This is a genomic window from Streptomyces sp. NPDC088747 (assembly GCF_044751025.1).
Classification (GTDB): Bacteria; Actinomycetota; Actinomycetes; order Streptomycetales; family Streptomycetaceae; genus Streptomyces.
Genome location: NZ_JBIVKZ010000026.1, coordinates 106,193 through 121,588 on the forward strand (window position 1 = coordinate 106,193; position 15,396 = coordinate 121,588).

Sequence of the window (15,396 nt, forward strand, 5' to 3'; positions counted from 1 at the left end):
CTCTTCAGTGGACCCTCCCGTACTGGTCAACGCCAGACGAGGAGCACTAGTTCCCTTGTGCGCGCACCCGCGATCGTGGGCCGTCCGGGTGACGGTCCACGCGCGCGTGTGCCCGGCGGGCGTCAGAAGAGGGCGATCGCCGAGAAGCGCAGGGCCAGCTGCGGTGCTCCGGAGAGGGCGATGCCGAGGACGGCCGCCAGGGCGATCGCCGCCGTGAGCGGAGCCGGGACGCGGTGCTTGGCGGACTCCCCCTCCGGGGCGCGGAAGAGCAGCGTGGTCCATTGGAGGTAGTAGAAGAGCGCGATCACCACGTTGACGGCCATGACCACGGCCAGCCAGCCGAGCCCGGCCTCGACGGCCGCCGAGAAGACGGTGACCTTGGCGAAGAGACCGATGATGCCCGGCGGCAGGCCCGCGAGGCAGAGCAGGAAGAAGCCGAGGAGCAGCGCGGACAACGGGCTGGCCGCGTACAGGCCCCGGTAGTCGCTGATGCGGTTGAGGGGGCTCGTGCGGGCGACCAGGGCGGCCACGGCGAAGGCGCCGAGGTTCACGGCGGCGTACATCAGGGCGTACGCGACGGTGGAGCCGATGGCCTTCTCGGCGTCCTTGGAGTAGGCGGCTGCCGCGATCGGCACCAGGAGGTAGCCGGCCTGGCCCACGGAGGACCAGGCGAGCAGCCGTACCGCGCTGTACGCGCGCGTGGTGCGCTGCCGCAGGGCGCCGATGTTGCCGACGGTCATGGTGAGGGCGGCCAGGGCGGCGAGCGCCGGGCCCCAGACGTCCGCGTACGACGGGAGGGCGACGACGGTGACGAGGATCAGCCCGGAGAAGCCGACCGCCTTGCCGACGACCGACAGGTAGGCGGCGATCGGCAGGGGCGCCCCTACGTAGGTGTCGGGCACCCAGAAGTGGAAGGGCACGGCGGCCGTCTTGAAGGCGAAGCCGACGAGGGTGAGGGCGACGCCCGCCTGGGCGAGCGTGTGGAACTGGCTGTCGACCTGCTGGATCTTGTCGGCGATCTCAGTGAGGTAGAGGGTGCCGGTCGTGGCGTAGACGAAGCTGACGCCCATCAGGCTCACGGCGGTGGCGGTGACGGAGGACAGGAAGAACTTCAGGGCCGCTTCGGAGGACTTCTTGTCGCCGCGTCTGATGCCGACCAGGGCGAAGGCCGGCAGGGAGGCGACCTCCAGGGCGACGATGAGGGTGGCGAGGTCGCGCGAGGCGGGGAGCAGGGCGGCGCCCGCGGCGGAGGAGAGCAGCAGGAACCAGTACTCGCCCTCGGGCAGTTCCTTGTCGGCGTCCTTCAGGGCGGTGACCGACAGGAGTGCCGTCAGGAGCGCGCCGCCGAGGACCAGGAGCTGGATGACGAGCGTGAAGCGGTCCGCCGTGTAACTGCAGACGTCCGTGTCGCCGGTCAGGCAGAAGGTGGCGCGATCGCCCTCCAGGAGGGGCAGCAGGGTGAGCGCGGCCGCGGCGAGGCCCGCGACGGACACCCAGCCGAGCAGTGCCTTCCTGGTGTCGCCGAGGAAGAGGTCGGCCACGAGCACGACGAGTCCGACGACCGCGACGACGGTGGGCGGCGCGATCGCGAGCCAGTCGACGGACTGGACGACCGACTGGGCCAGGGAGCTCATCGGGTGCCTCCTGCGAAGAGCTGCTGAACGGCCGGGTCGGTCAGGCCGAGGAGCGCCTTGGGCCAGAGTCCGGCGACGAGGGTGAGGGCGACGAGCGGGGCCCAGGCGGCGTACTCGTAGCTCTGGACGTCGGCGAGCCGTGGGCTGTCCGGCTGTGGGGTGGCGCCCATGCAGACGCGGCGTACGACGACGAGCATGTACGCGGCGGTGAGCAGTGTGCCGAAGGCGGCGATCGCCATGAACGTCAGGAACGCGGGGCGGCTGAGGTCGTCGGCGGGGTTGAACGCGCCGAAGAGTGCCAGCATCTCGCCCCAGAATCCGGCGAGTCCCGGCAGTCCGAGGGAGGCGACGGCGCCGAAGGCGAGGAGGCCGCCGAAGCGGGGCGCCCTGCCGTAGAGGGCGGCTCCGGTCTCCTCGGCGAGGGCGTCGAGGTCGGTGGTGCCCGTGCGGTCCTTGAGCGCGCCGACCAGGAAGAACAGGAGGCCGGTGATGAGGCCGTGGGCGATGTTGGCGAACAGGGCGCCGTTCACGCCGGTGGGGGTCATCGTGGCGATGCCGAGGAGTACGAAGCCCATGTGGCCGACGGACGAGTACGCGATGAGCCGCTTGAGATCGCCCTTCGCGCCCTGCTTGGCCAGGGCCAGGCAGGCCAGGGATCCGTAGATGATCCCGACCACCGCGAAGGCGGCGAGGTAGGGCGCGAAGGTGTGCATGCCGTCGGGTGCGATCGGCAGCAGGATCCGGACGAATCCGTACGTGCCCATCTTCAGCAGGACGCCGGCCAGCAGGACCGAGCCGACGGTGGGCGCGGCGGTGTGGGCGTCCGGCAGCCAGCTGTGCAGCGGCCACATCGGCGTCTTGACCGCGAGCCCGATCCCGATCGCCAGAACGGCGATGACCTGCACGGATGTGCTCAGCGACCGGCCGTTGTCAGTGGCGAGTGCCACCATGTCGAATGTGCCGGACTTGATTCCGATCAGGAGCAGGCCCAGCAGCATGACGACGGAGCCGAGCAGTGTGTAGAGGATGAACTTCCAAGCGGCCCGGGTCCGTTGCTCACCGCCCCAGCGGGCGATGAGGAAGTACATCGGGATGAGCACCATCTCGAACGCGAGGAAGAACAGCAGGAGATCGAGGACGGCGAAGGTCGCGAGGGTGCCGGACTCGAGCAGGAGGACGAGTGCGACGAATGCCTTCGGGGTCGGGCCCGCGGGCATCTTGAAGTAGCTGTAGAGCGCGCAGAGGAAGGTCAGCAGCGCGGTGAGGACGAGAAGGGGGAGGGAGATGCCGTCGACGCCGAGGTGGATCCGCACGTCGAGTGCGGGGATCCAGCTGATGTCCGTCGTGGCCTGCATCCGGTGTGCCTTCGCCGGGGTGTCGTGGTCGAAGCCGAGCGCGAGGACGATCGCGGCGATGAGCACCACACCGCTGACGACCACGCCGTGCCGCAGCACGGCCTGCTCGGGCGACTTCCCCTTCAGTCCGGGCGGGGCCGGCAGAAGAGCCGCGGCGGCGCCGATGAGCGGGCCGACGACGATGAATGCCAGAAGGATCTGCATCACGGATTCGCTGATATCGATCACGCCTGCTCACGCTCCCGTGGCGACTAGGAGGGCGGCGACCACCAGGACGACGGTGCCGGCGAGCAGCGCGCTCACATAGGTCTGCACATTGCCGGTCTGTGCCCGCCGGACGGCTTCGCCGAGCCAGCGGGGCAGGGCCGCCGCGCCTCGTACGTAGGTGTCGACGACCTCGCGGTCGAGGAACCTGGCGAGTGCGGCTCCGGCCTGGACCGGGCGGACGAACAGTGTCGTGTACACGGCGTCGAGGTGGAAGCCGACGGCCGCGTGGCGGTGCAGCGGGCCGAGGAGCAATCGGCCCGGGTCCGCCGGGTCGGGGGCGTAGGCCACGTCTCCGTACGCGGGCGCGTGGCTCGCGATCGCCTCGGACTCGACCAGTCCGGCGTCACCGTCGGGGTGGGCCGCGACCGCGCCGAGCGGGACATGGGCGGCCATCGAGCTGGTGTGCTGCCAGGCCCCGTAGGTGACGATCACACCGACCAGGGCGAGCCCTGTGCCGAGGACCGAGGTGGTCAGGACCGGCGTCAGGTCGCGGCCGTCGAACCAGTCGGGCAGTGGGCCGTACGCCAGGCCGACGGTGAGCGACGGGACGGCGAGCACCCACAGCACGACGGTCATGGTGAGCGGCTGCCTCCCGTGGTCGGGGGCCTCGACTCCCTTGCCGCGGAAGGCCAGCAGCCACAGCCGGGTGGCGTACGCGGCGGTGAGCACGGCGCTGACCAGGCCGGCGACGAGGACGATCCAGCCCGCGGCGCCGGGGGCGTGTTCGGTGTGGCCGGTGGCGACGTGCTCGGCGGCGCCGAGGACGGCTTCCTTGGAGAAGAAGCCGCTGAAGGGCGGGATCGCGGTGAGGGCGAGCAGCGCCACGGTCATCGTCCAGTAGGCGTCGGGGACGCGGGCGCGCAGGTCCTTCATCCGGGACATGGCGGCCAGCGAGTTGGTGCCGGAGGCGTGGATGATCACGCCGGCGGCGAGGAACAGCAGGGCCTTGAAGGCGCCGTGGGACAGGAGGTGGAAGACGGCGGCACCGCGGTCGCCGACGGCGAGCGCCCCGGTCATGTAGCCGAGCTGGCCGATCGTCGAGTACGCGAGGACGCGTTTGATGTCGTCCTGGGCGAGCGCGGCGAGCCCGGAGCCGGCCATCGTGACGGCGGCCATGACGGCGAGGACGACCATCGCGGCCGAGGAGGCCTGGAAGACGGGAAGGAGCCGGGCGACGAAGTAGACACCGGCGGCGACCATCGTCGCGGCGTGGATCAGCGCGGAGACGGGTGTGGGGCCCGCCATCGCGTCGGGCAGCCAGGTGTGCAGCGGGAACTGCGCCGACTTGCCCGCCACACCGGCGAGGAGCAGCAGAGCGATCAGTGTCGGGTGGTCGAGCCCGCCGCTCGCGACGGTGCCGAGGATCTTGGTGATGCGGAAGGAACCGGCGTCGGTGGCGAGGGCGAACAGGCCGATCAGGAAGGGGACATCGCCCAGTTTGGTGACCAGGAAGGCCTTCATCGAGGCGGCGCGGGCCTCGGGGGTCTCCCAGTAGTGCCCGACCAGGAAGTACGAGCAGATGCCCATGATCTCCCAGCCGACCAGGAGCACGATCAGGTCGCCGGAGTAGACGACGAGCAGCATCGCGGAGGTGAAGAGGGAGACGAGAGCGGCGTACGAGGGGTAGCGCGGGTCGTCGCGCAGATACCCCGTCGAGTAGATCTGCACGCAGGACGCCACCAGGCCGACCAGGACGGCGACGAGGGCGGCGAAGCCGTCGATGTGCAGGGCGAGTTCGATGGGGACCGAGCCGGTGGGTGTCAGCTCGGTCGCGGCGTCGACGGCCTGGTCCCCGCCCTGGCGTACGGCGACGAACACGGCGAGGACGAGCGCCGCGAGAGTGGGGAGAACGGCGAGGGGGCGGACGAAACCGGGGGCGGTGCGGCCCAGGAAGAGGCCGGCCGCAGCGCCCAGGGCAGGAAGGAGGGGGACGAGGACGGCGAGGGTGGTCGTGGTCACGCGGTGGCCTCAGCCTTCTCGTCTGCTGTGACGGCGGCTGCCGTGGGGCCTTCGCTGTCGGGGCCGTTGGTGCCGTGGCCGTCGGTGCCGCCGGTGTCGGGGCCGCCGGGGCTGTCGGTGTCGGGGCCGTCCGTGTCCGGGCCCTCGGCGGTGGCGCGGAGTTTGTCGATGTCCGAGGTGCCGCTGTTGCGGTAGACGGCGAGGACGATCGCCAGGCCGATGCCGATCTCGGCGGCCGCGATGGCGATGGTGAACAGGGTCAGGGCCTGACCGGAGTGCAGGGTGTCCTGGGCGGTCTTGCTCAGCCACACGTCGAAGGCGACGAGGTTGAGGTTGACGGCGTTGAGCATCAGCTCGACCGACATCAGGACCAGGATCGCGTTGCGGCGCGCGAGGACGCCGTACAGGCCGGTGCAGAAGAGGAGGGCGGAGAGCACGGCGGGATAGGCGAGGTGCATCAGCGGGGGCCTTCCTTCTCGCTCCGGGGGGTCGCGGCCCGCTCGCTCCGGGCCGGCGGGGCGGTCGGAGCGGTCGGAGCGGTCCCGGTGGGCGTGATGCTCCTGGGGCCCGGGGACCTTGGGCCTGCCGTGGTCGTCTCGTCCTCCTTCGTCCTGCGGGAGAGGACGATCGCGCCGACCAGGGCGGCGAGGAGGAGGACGGAGAGGGCCTCGAAGGGGAGGACCCAGTTCTGAAAGAGGGCCTTGCCCGTCACCTCGGTGGAGCCGGCGGCCGCGCCGTCCAGGTCCATCCAGGTGGTGCGGAAGGCGTCGACGACGACCCAGACCAGGGCGGCGGCGGAGGCGAGGGCCACGATCAGGGCGACCCAGCGGTTGCCCGAGTCGGCGTCCGGGGAGCGGCCGATGGGGGCCTTGGTGAGCATCAGACCGAAGAGCAGGAGGACGACGACGGAACCGACGTAGATGAGGACCTGTACCCAGGCGATGAACTCCGCGGTGAGCAGGAGGTACTCGACGGCGAGACCGCCGAGCGCCACCACCAGCCACAGGGCGGCGTGCACCAGCTGCTTGGTGGTGACGGTGACGATCGCGGCGCCGAGGGTGACCAGGCCGACGAGGAGAAAGGCGATCTCGACGCCGGTCGGGGAGAGGAAGCCGTGGCTTTCCGCGGCGGCGGAGGTGACGGTCGCCGTGGCGGGGGTCGCCGTGGCGGTCGCCGTCGCGGCGGAGGTGACGGTGGTGGTCATGGCGTGGACCGCCGTGACCATGGTTGCGGCGACGCTCACGACTCGCCCTCCCGCGGATCGGCGGGGTCGGGCTGGGCGGAGGGCGCGGGCGGGGTCGGCTTCTCGGGCTGGGCGGACGGCTTCTCGGGAGTGGTCGGCTTCCCGGGCTGGGCGGACGGCTTCTCGGGCCCGATCTGCTTTCCGGGGTCAGCCGGCTCCTCGGCGAGGGCGGACGTGCCGACCGGAGCCGCAGGGGCGGCCGGGGTGGCCGGGGTGGCCGGAGCCGCAGGGGTGGCCGGGGTGGCCGGAGCCGCAGGGGTGCCCGGGGTGGCCGGAGTTGATCGGTCCGGTTGGGACGCTGCGAGTTTTTCGGCGGATTTGCGGGCGGCGGCGAGTTCCTTGGGTTCCTCGGAGGCGGGGTCCAGGGCGGGCGGGGCGGGGACCGTCCACATCCACTCGCGGAGCTTGTCGCGTTCGTGGGTGAGTTCGTGGATGTCGGTCTCGGCGTACTCGAACTCCGGGGACCAGAACAGCGCGTCGAAAGGGCAGACCTCGATGCAGATACCGCAGTACATGCACAGGGCGAAGTCGATGGCGAAGCGGTCGAGGACGTTGCGGCTGCGTTCGCGGCCACCGGGGGCGGCGGGCGGGACCGTCTCCTTGTGGGAGTCGATGTAGATGCACCAGTCCGGGCACTCACGGGCGCACAGCATGCAGACCGTGCAGTTCTCCTCGAAGAGGCCGATGACACCTCGGGTGCGGGGCGGGAGTTCGGGCTGGGCGTCCGGGTACTGCGCGGTGACGGTCTTCTTCGTCATCGTGCGGAGGGTGACGGCCAGCCCCTTGGCGAGGCCGGAGCCGGGAATGCGGGGACGGGTGGGCGGGAGAGGCTCAACCATGGCTAGGAGATCACCACCTTGACGATGCCGGTGAGGGCGATCTGGGCGAGGGCGAGGGGGACGAGGAGGGTCCAGACGAGTTTCTGGAGCTGGTCCTCGCGGAGACGGGGATAGGTGACGCGCAGCCAGATGACGACGAAGGCCAGCACGGCGGTCTTGAGGAGGGTCCAGACCCAGCCGAGGCCGTCGGCGCCCCAGGGGCCGTGCCAGCCGCCCAGGAAGAGGACGGTGGTCAGGCCGCACAGGACGACGATTCCGGCGTACTCGGCGAGGAGGAACAGGGCGAAACGGAGGCCGGTGTACTCGGTGTAGGCACCGAAGATGATCTCCGAGTCGGCGACCGGCATGTCGAAGGGGGGGCGTTGCAACTCCGCGAGGCCGGCAACGAAGAAGACGATCGCGCCGACGATCTGCCAGGGCAGCCACCACCACTCGAAGGCGTTCACGATGCCGGGGAGCGAGACGGTGCCGGCCGCCATCGCGACGGAGGCGGCGGTCAGCAGCATCGGGAGTTCGTACGCGAGGAGTTGGGCGGCGGTGCGGAGGCCGCCGAGGAGGGAGAACTTGTTGGCCGAGGCCCAGCCCGCCATGAGTGAGCCGAGGACGCCGACGCCCATGACGGCGAGTACGAAGAAGATGCCGGCGTCGACCACCTCGCCGACGGCTCCCTCGCCCGGGCCGATGGGGATGGCGAGGAGGACCAGGAGATACGGGAGGAGGGCTACGGCGGGGGCGAGTTGGAAGATACGGCGGTCCGCCCCGGCCGGGACGATGTCTTCCTTCTGCGCGAACTTGACGCCGTCCGCGACGAGTTGGGCCCAGCCGTGGAAGCCGCCCGCGTACATCGGGCCCAGCCGGCCCTGCATGTGGGCCATCACCTTGTGCTCGGTCTGACCGACGATCAGAGGGAACGTCAGGAAGACGACGAAGACGACGAGGAGTCGCAGGGCGACGTCGAGAACGTCGTTCACCGCGGGCCTCCGGCGGGGTCTTCGGGGGTGGGGGAAACGTCGTCGGCCTTGGGCTCGGACCCGCGCTCGGACCCGGACTTCGGCTCGGACCCGGTCCCGGCCTTGGGCTCGGACTCGGACCCGGACTCAGGCTCGGAGTCAGACGGATCAGCCTTCGGCTTCGGGGAGTTCTCCGGTTCCGGAGCTGCGTCCGGCTTCGGAGGGCTCTCCGGCTCGTCGAAAGCCGGACGCGCGTGGTGCCAAGGAGCGTCCGAGGGGCGCGCCGCGTCCGAGCCCGGAGACGGGTCCGGACCGGGACCCGCCTCGGGGGCCGCCGGTTCGCCGGTTTCCGCCCGCTGGCTCGCCGACCCCTGGCTCACGCTCCGAGCACGGCGCGGAGGCCGCGCGGAAGGCCCCGGTGCGGGAGCCGCCGGAGCGGGAGCCGTCGCAGCCTCAGAAGTCCCAGTAGCCGCCGAGGCCTCTGGAATCACAGCCTCAGAAGCCACCGAGGCGGCCTTCGGCGCCCCCGGAGCACTCGGGGCTGCCGGAGCTCCCGGAGCACTCGGAGTACTCGGAGTCTCCGGAGGACTTGCCGCCGCCCCCGCCTGGCTGACAGACCCCTCCCCCGCCGTACGGGCCCTGCGCACAGGCCGGTCGCCGGGTGCGCGGGCCGCGCCGCGGGCCGGGGCCGGGGGGAGTTGGCCCTTGAGGGGGCCCCACTCGTTGGGGTCGGGGACGCCCGGTGGAAGCATCTGGCGGCGCTTGGGGCCGCCGTGTTCGGACTCGCCGGGCTCCTTCGCGCCGGGCCACGCCTTGGCGACGCGGGCGGCGAGGACGAAGTCCTTGCGGAGGGGGTGGCCCTCGAAGCCCTCCGGCAGCAGCAGGTGGTCCAGCCCCGGGTGGCCCTCGAAGGTGACGCCGAACATCTCGTGGGTCTCGCGCTCGTGCCAGCCGGCGCCGGCGTACACGGCGACGGCCGACGGCAGGACGGGCGCCGAGTGCGGAACGGCCGTACGGACGAGAAGGCGTCGTAGCGGACCCAGCGCGGCCACGTGCGCCAGGACGCGGAAGCCCGTGTCCGGTTCGTCGACGGCGCTCAGCCAGTCGAAGTAGGTGCAGCCCAGCACCTCGCGCGAGGTCTCCAGGGCCGCGAGCCAGGAGGTCGGCGGGACGTCGATCGTCAGGACCTCGTAGGACTCCTCGGCCGTGGCCTCGGGGCCGAACAGCTCCTCGACGGGAGCGGGGAGCCAGCCGGTCATCGGGCGGCTCCCGGGGTCGGCGGCTGGACCAGACCGCTCTGGAGGGCGGCGGTCGACGGGCGCGGCGCCGGTCCGTACCGCTCGCCCAGGGACTCGCGGGCGATCTTCTCCTGGAGTTTCAGGATGCCCTGGAGGAGGGCCTCGGGGCGGGGCGGGCAGCCCGGCACGTAGACGTCGACGGGGATGATCTGGTCGACGCCCTTGGTGACGGAGTACGAATCCCAGTACGGGCCACCGCAGTTGGAGCAGGCGCCGAAGGAGATGACGTACTTGGGCTCGGGCATCTGCTCGTAGAGGCGCTTTACGGCGGGCGCCATCTTGTCCGTGACCGTGCCCGACACCACCATCAGGTCGGCCTGGCGCGGGCCAGGCGCGAAGGGGATCACGCCGAGCCGGATGAAGTCGTGCCGGGCCATGGACGCGGCGATGAACTCGATGGCGCAGCAGGCGAGGCCGAAGTTGAAGACCCAGAGCGAGTAGCGGCGGCCCCAGTTGAGGACCACCTTCATCGGCTCGGGGGCCAGCCGGGAGAGGGCGCCGAGGCGCTTGGGCTCCGGCACGTACACCGGCTCGGGCACGGACACCGGCTCCGGCGCCGGCTCGGGGGTGTTCACGTCCACGTCAGGACGCCCTTCTTGTATGCGTACAGCAGGCCCACGGCCAGGAAGCCGAGGAAGATGAACATCTCCACGAGGGTCGCGGCGCCGTAGCCGGGCGCGGCGAAGACGGTGGCCCAGGGGAAGAGGAAGATCGAGTCGACGGCGAAGATCACGTAGAGGAAGGCGTAGACGTAGTAGCGGACCTGGGTGTGGGCCCAGCCCTCGCCGACGGGGTCGACTCCGCACTCGTACGTCAGGAGTTTCTCGGGGGTGGGGACCACGGGGCGCAGCAGGCGTCCCGCCCCGAAGGCGACGGCGACGAAGAGCACGCCGACGACGGCGAGCAGTCCGACGACCGAGTACGACTGGAAGTAGTCCGCCGCGACGGCGGGTTCGGCCCCAGCCCCGGTCGCCGTGAGCACGGTCGGTTCCGGCACGTCAGCCCCTCACTCCCTGCCTCGTTGGCGGCGCGCGCACGCTGTGCGGCGCCTCGTTCGACGATCTGTACGGAGATCTGTACGGACGGGAGTCTAGGGCCTGCTAAAGAAACGGTAAGCAGGCCGTCACGCCCGGACAGGAGGCAGGCCGCCGCCGGGGCCCGGACGGGGGGTGGGGTTTTCCCCAGTGGATCCCGGCGGTCCACCTCATGGCGCGGCGGGCCGCGGGCGGGCACGCTAGCGGATATGACCGAACGCATCCCGCCCACCGGCCCGCCGGACAGAACGTCCGGCGTGGACCGGCTGCCTCCCGCGCGCTTCGCCCTCGACAAGCAGACGTGGAAGGAGATCGCGCATCTGCTGGCCAATCTGCCGGTGGCAGTGTTCGGATTCACCTACGTGATGACGGTGCTGTTCACGGGCGTCGGGCTGACCGTGACCGTGATCGGCCTGCCGCTGCTCGCGGCCGGGCTGATGGGCGCTCGCCAGCTGGGCAAGTTCGAGCGGGCCCGGGCCCGCCTGCTGCTCGGGGTGCGGGTGGACGAGCCGAGCCCGCTGCCGTTGCGCGGCCGGGGCGGGTTCTTCACTCACCTGTGGATGGCGCTGAAGGACCCGGTGGGCTGGCGGACGGTCCTGTACGACCTGATACGGCTGCCGTGGGGCATCCTCACTTTCACGCTCACCCTCACGTCGCTGTTCGTGCTGTGGCCGGTGCTGCCGTTCATCGCGCGGGGGCTGACGGAGGTGGACCGGGCGATGGTGCGCGGGCTGCTGTCGCCCTCCGAGGACCTGGAGCGGCGGATCGCCGAGCTGGAGTCGGACCGGGGGGTCGTGGTGGACACGGCCGCGGCCGACCTGCGGCGCATCGAGCGCGATCTGCACGACGGGGCGCAGGCCCGGCTGGTCAACCTGGCGATGGGGCTCGGCCTGGCCAAGGAGAAACTGCTGGAGGGCCGGGCCGACGACACGGTCGCTGCGATGGTCGACGAGGCGCACGGCGAGGTGAAGCTCGCGTTGCAGGAGCTGCGCGATCTGGCCCGCGGTATCCACCCGGCGGTCCTCACCGACCGCGGCCTGGACGCCGCGCTGTCCTCGGTGGCCTCGCGTTGCACGGTGCCGGTGAAGGTGACGGCCGACCTGGAGTCACGGCCGGCCGCGGCGATCGAGGGCATCGCGTACTTCACCGTCTCCGAGCTGCTCCAGAACGTGAGCAAGCACAGCGGGGCGCGGTCCGCGTCCGTGGAGGTGTGGCGGACGGACGAGCGGCTGCTCATCCAGGTGTGGGACGACGGCCGCGGCGGGGCCAGCCTCGACGGGGGTACGGGCATGGCGGGGCTCGCGGACCGGCTCGGCGCGGTCGACGGCCTCTTCGTCATCGACTCGCCGCCCGGCGGCCCGACCGTCGTCACGGCCGAACTACCCTGGCGCGACCGCGACCTGGACCTCCGCAACGAACCCGCACGGTGGCCGGCCCGACGGCCGTAGAACCCCGTGCGGGGGCCTGTCCGGCGGCCATGGGGTCGACACCCTCGCGGGGCCGGTCCGACGGCCATGGGTCGAGACCCGTGCGGGGGCCCGTCCGGCAGCTGCGGGCCGACACCCGCACGGAGGCCCGTCCGACAGCCACGGATCGACACCCGTGCGGGGGCCCGTCCGACAGCCACGGGCCGACACCCGCACGGGGCCCGTCCGGCAGCTGCGACGCGGCAGGCCCACGTGGGCCGACCCAGCCCGTACAGCCGCAGCCGCAGCCGCAGCACGGTACGTGCACGTCTGCCGGGCACGCAGCCGCAGCGCGGCACCGGCGCGGTGGTCAGCACGAAAGCCCACGGGTCGGCCCACGCTGGGGCCGACCCGGCAACCGCGGCACGGCACGGCACGGCACGGCACGGCACCCGCACGATGACCGGCGCGCAGCCGCCGACACGGCACCCGCACGGTGACCGGCGCGCAGCCGCCGGCACGACACCCGCCGGGTGGCCGGCGCGCAGCCGCCGGCACGGCACCCGCCGGGTGGCCGGTACGAAAGCCACGCGTCGCCCCCACGCCGGGACGGCCCGGCGGCAACCGCGGCACGGCCCCCGCCCAGGGCCGGCACGCAAGCCGTGGCCCCGCGGGGATGGCCGTCCCGTGGCGTGGGTTCAGAGGGCCCGGGGGTACGCGTACCCCCGGGCCCCGCGTACGCCCGGATCCGGCCGCGCCGCGCCGACGCGAGGTAGGGAAAACCCCCGCCCCGAGACGCCGACTCGCTCCATGGTCGCCGGGAGGTGTGGACGACAAGGTTGAGGTACGAGCCGACGAGCAGGACGAGTAGAACGGACGGGACCGATGGCCACGGATTACGGACAGGGGTACGGGCAGCACAGCGGGCCCGGATTCCACGGGGCGGGCGCCGAGGAGCGGCGGCTGCGTCTTCCGTCCCCGCTGCGGGCGCCGATAGAGGCCCGCAGCTGGCGTGAGTTCGGCTATGTGCTGCTGAGCCTGCCGCTCGGCATCCTCATGTTCACGTACGCCGTCACGATGTTCGCGCTCGGCGCGGGCCTGCTGGTCACCTTCCTCGGAGTCCCGGTGCTCGCCGGAATGCTGGCCGGCTGCCGGGGGTTCGGCTCGCTGGAGCGGGCGCGGGCACGCCGGCTGCTCGGGGTCGAGGTGGCCGCGCCCGAGCCGTTGCGGATGCGCAAGCAGGGCGCGATGGCGTGGATGGGCGCCGTGCTCAAGAGCGGCGCGTCCTGGCGGCACCTGGTCTACGCGGTGGTGCAGTTCCCGTGGTCGGTGTTCTCGTTCGTGGTGGCGCTGAACTTCTGGGTGTACGGGTGGGCGCTGCTCACCTACCCGCTGTGGTTCTGGATCTTCCCGATGCACGGCGGGCAGGACGGGCTCCAGCTGTACGGCGACGACTCGCACAGCATCTATCTGAACAACCCCTTCGAGATCACCGTCACCGCGATGGTGGGGCTGCTGATCACGATGGCCTCGCCGTGGATCGTGCGCGGGCTGACGACGGTGGACCGGGTGATGGTCCGCGGGCTGCTCGGGCCTTCGCGGCTGGCGACGCGCGTGGTCGAGCTGGAGTCCGACCGGGGGATCGTCGTCGACACGGCCGCCGCCGACCTGCGGCGCATCGAGCGCGATCTGCACGACGGGGCACAGGCCCGGCTGGTCGCCCTGGCGATGGATCTGGGGCTGGCCAAGGAGAAGCTGACCGAGGACCCGGAGGCTGCCGCGCGGATGGTGGGCGAGGCGCACGGCGAGGTGAAGACGGCGTTGCAGGAGCTGCGGGACCTGGCCCGCGGTATCCACCCGGCGGTCCTGACCGACCGCGGCCTGGACGCGGCGCTCTCCGCGATCTCGTCCCGGTGCACCGTGCCGGTACAGGTCGAGGTGGATCTGCCCGCGCGGCCCGCGCCCGCGATAGAGGGGATCGCGTACTTCACGGTCTCCGAACTGCTCCAGAACGTCAGCAAGCACTCCCGCGCCACGCGCGCCACGGTTGATGTCTGGCGCGTCGAGAACCGGCTGATGCTCCAGGTCACGGACAACGGGGTGGGCGGTGCCGACGGCTCCGCCGGGTCCGGCCTCGCGGGACTCACGGAACGGCTCGGAGCGGTGGACGGGATTCTGGTGGTCGACTCGCCGGTGGGCGGACCTACGCGGATCACCGCGGAGCTGCCCTGGCGGGGGTGACCCCACAGGGCCCGGGTCCCTGGCGGGGGGACCGGCCCAGCCGGGGTGGTCGGGGTGGTCCAACACCCTGGCCACCCCGGCCACCCCCACGCGTCGCCCACGGCCTCCCCTCCCGGCGGCTCCGCCCCACCCCCCTGACACCACCACCCCCCGACACCAACACCCCCCGGAGCCCGGACAGACCGAACACCTGCCCGCCGATCCGAATGCTGGGATGCTGGGGGCTGCCGTATGAACGGGGACTAACCCGGCGCGAGCCGGGAGCAGGGCTCTGGGGGGCCGAAAATCGTGGAGGACAGAGTGCGGGTCGTCATCGCCGAGGATTCAGTGCTGCTCAGGGAGGGCCTGACCCGGTTGCTGACCGATCGCGGACACGACGTCGTGGCGGGCGTCGGGGACGGGGAGGCGCTGATAAAGACGATCACCGAGTTCGCGGCCGTCGACGCGCTGCCCGACGTCGTCGTCGCCGACGTCCGGATGCCGCCGACGCACACGGACGAGGGCGTGCGGGCCGCCGTACAGCTGCGCAAGGCGCATCCCGGACTCGGGGTGCTGGTGCTGTCGCAGTACGTCGAGGAGCAGTACGCCACCGAACTGCTGGCCGGTTCGAGCCGTGGCGTCGGCTATCTGCTCAAGGACCGGGTGGCCGAGGTGCGGGAGTTCGTGGACGCCGTGGTGCGGGTGGCCCAGGGGGGTACGGCGCTGGACCCCGAGGTGGTCGCGCAGCTGCTCGGGCGGAGCCGCAAGCAGGACGTGCTCGCGGGGCTCACCCCCAGGGAGCGGGAGGTCCTGGGGCTGATGGCCGAGGGGCGGACCAATTCCGCCGTCGCCCGGCAGCTGGTCGTGAGCGACGGCGCGGTCGAGAAGCACGTCAGCAACATCTTCCTGAAGCTGGGGCTTTCGCCGAGTGACGGGGACCACCGACGGGTTCTGGCGGTACTCACCTACCTGAACTCCTGACCGTCTGACACTGTGTCAGACGGCCACTGCATAAGGCGGCCGTCGGCACACAGGGAACGACAGAGCCGGCCGAACGGCGTGAGCACCGAGGAACGGGCGGTACGAGAACCGAAGGACGGTCGGGAGCGTCTTCAAGGGAAGCGTCGGGGGCGGGTAAGTCATGACAAGTCAGGCCGTCAAGCAGTCTCAAAATGGTGTCCACTGTGCGAA

The 15,396-nt window shown here is 71.7% G+C and carries 13 protein-coding genes; 3 read left to right on the plus strand and 10 right to left on the minus strand.

Translation table 11 applies throughout. From position 1 onward, the window contains the following. Window positions 1-122: 122 nt before the first annotated feature. From ACIP79_RS40510 to ACIP79_RS40555, 10 genes are read right to left on the minus strand one after another with little or no spacing between them, the layout of a single operon-like run. Window positions 123-1,634: an NADH-quinone oxidoreductase subunit N gene (locus ACIP79_RS40510; protein ID WP_401232461.1), complete on the minus strand. Its 1,512-nt coding sequence runs from the start codon at window positions 1,632-1,634 to the stop codon at window positions 123-125. Then, on the minus strand, window positions 1,631-3,217 hold the full coding sequence (locus tag ACIP79_RS40515) for an NADH-quinone oxidoreductase subunit M (RefSeq protein ID WP_401232464.1): 1,587 nt from the start codon (window positions 3,215-3,217) through the stop codon (window positions 1,631-1,633). Before ACIP79_RS40515 ends, ACIP79_RS40510 begins: the two co-directional genes overlap by 4 nt. 6 nt (window positions 3,218-3,223) lie before the next feature. Next, window positions 3,224-5,215 carry an NADH-quinone oxidoreductase subunit L gene (locus ACIP79_RS40520; RefSeq protein WP_401232466.1) on the minus strand — a complete coding sequence of 664 codons (1,992 nt, stop codon included), beginning with the start codon at window positions 5,213-5,215 and terminating at the stop codon, window positions 3,224-3,226. Then, the gene (gene nuoK, locus ACIP79_RS40525) at window positions 5,212-5,673 is read right to left on the minus strand and encodes an NADH-quinone oxidoreductase subunit NuoK (RefSeq protein ID WP_401232469.1); all 462 of its coding nucleotides are present in this window, start codon (window positions 5,671-5,673) and stop codon (window positions 5,212-5,214) included. Before nuoK ends, ACIP79_RS40520 begins: the two co-directional genes overlap by 4 nt. After that, window positions 5,673-6,419 carry an NADH-quinone oxidoreductase subunit J gene (locus ACIP79_RS40530; protein WP_401232553.1) on the minus strand — a complete coding sequence of 249 codons (747 nt, stop codon included), beginning with the start codon at window positions 6,417-6,419 and terminating at the stop codon, window positions 5,673-5,675. Before ACIP79_RS40530 ends, nuoK begins: the two co-directional genes overlap by 1 nt. Before the next feature lie 35 nt (window positions 6,420-6,454). Next, complete coding sequence (locus tag ACIP79_RS40535) at window positions 6,455-7,297, minus strand: 4Fe-4S binding protein (protein ID WP_401232472.1); 843 nt, start codon at window positions 7,295-7,297, stop codon at window positions 6,455-6,457. A gap of 2 nt (window positions 7,298-7,299) precedes the next feature. Continuing rightward, window positions 7,300-8,268 carry an NADH-quinone oxidoreductase subunit H gene (locus ACIP79_RS40540; RefSeq protein ID WP_401232475.1) on the minus strand — a complete coding sequence of 323 codons (969 nt, stop codon included), beginning with the start codon at window positions 8,266-8,268 and terminating at the stop codon, window positions 7,300-7,302. Continuing rightward, a complete protein-coding gene (locus ACIP79_RS40545; protein WP_401232477.1) occupies window positions 8,265-9,506 on the minus strand; it encodes an NADH-quinone oxidoreductase subunit C in 1,242 nt (413 codons plus the stop codon). Before ACIP79_RS40545 ends, ACIP79_RS40540 begins: the two co-directional genes overlap by 4 nt. Beyond that, the gene (locus tag ACIP79_RS40550) at window positions 9,503-10,126 is read right to left on the minus strand and encodes an NADH-quinone oxidoreductase subunit B (protein WP_401232480.1); all 624 of its coding nucleotides are present in this window, start codon (window positions 10,124-10,126) and stop codon (window positions 9,503-9,505) included. The genes ACIP79_RS40545 and ACIP79_RS40550 overlap by 4 nt, the downstream gene beginning before the upstream one ends. Continuing rightward, window positions 10,117-10,542 carry an NADH-quinone oxidoreductase subunit A gene (locus ACIP79_RS40555; protein WP_383684511.1) on the minus strand — a complete coding sequence of 142 codons (426 nt, stop codon included), beginning with the start codon at window positions 10,540-10,542 and terminating at the stop codon, window positions 10,117-10,119. Before ACIP79_RS40555 ends, ACIP79_RS40550 begins: the two co-directional genes overlap by 10 nt. Before the next feature lie 246 nt (window positions 10,543-10,788). On the opposite strand from ACIP79_RS40555, the gene ACIP79_RS40560 reads away from it, so the two are divergent. The 3 genes from ACIP79_RS40560 (at window position 10,789) to ACIP79_RS40570 (ending at window position 15,186) form a co-directional block, all read left to right on the plus strand. Next, window positions 10,789-12,027, plus strand: coding sequence for a sensor histidine kinase (locus ACIP79_RS40560; protein WP_401232482.1), 1,239 nt, complete (start codon window positions 10,789-10,791; stop codon window positions 12,025-12,027). 843 nt (window positions 12,028-12,870) lie between these two features. Then, window positions 12,871-14,226, plus strand: coding sequence for a sensor histidine kinase (locus tag ACIP79_RS40565; RefSeq protein WP_383684514.1), 1,356 nt, complete (start codon window positions 12,871-12,873; stop codon window positions 14,224-14,226). A 300-nt stretch (window positions 14,227-14,526) separates the two neighbouring features. Beyond that, complete coding sequence (locus ACIP79_RS40570) at window positions 14,527-15,186, plus strand: response regulator (RefSeq protein ID WP_401232556.1); 660 nt, start codon at window positions 14,527-14,529, stop codon at window positions 15,184-15,186. Window positions 15,187-15,396: the final 210 nt, after the last annotated feature.

Coding starts and splice junctions, on each gene's coding strand:
- ACIP79_RS40530 (WP_401232553.1), bottom strand. CDS start 6,419: ATGACCACCACCGTCACCTCCGCCGCGACGGCGACCGCCACGGCGACC.
- ACIP79_RS40510 (WP_401232461.1), bottom strand. CDS start 1,634: ATGAGCTCCCTGGCCCAGTCGGTCGTCCAGTCCGTCGACTGGCTCGCG.
- ACIP79_RS40545 (WP_401232477.1), bottom strand. CDS start 9,506: ATGACCGGCTGGCTCCCCGCTCCCGTCGAGGAGCTGTTCGGCCCCGAG.
- nuoK (WP_401232469.1), bottom strand. CDS start 5,673: ATGCACCTCGCCTATCCCGCCGTGCTCTCCGCCCTCCTCTTCTGCACC.
- ACIP79_RS40560 (WP_401232482.1), top strand. CDS start 10,789: ATGACCGAACGCATCCCGCCCACCGGCCCGCCGGACAGAACGTCCGGC.
- ACIP79_RS40565 (WP_383684514.1), top strand. CDS start 12,871: ATGGCCACGGATTACGGACAGGGGTACGGGCAGCACAGCGGGCCCGGA.
- ACIP79_RS40535 (WP_401232472.1), bottom strand. CDS start 7,297: ATGGTTGAGCCTCTCCCGCCCACCCGTCCCCGCATTCCCGGCTCCGGC.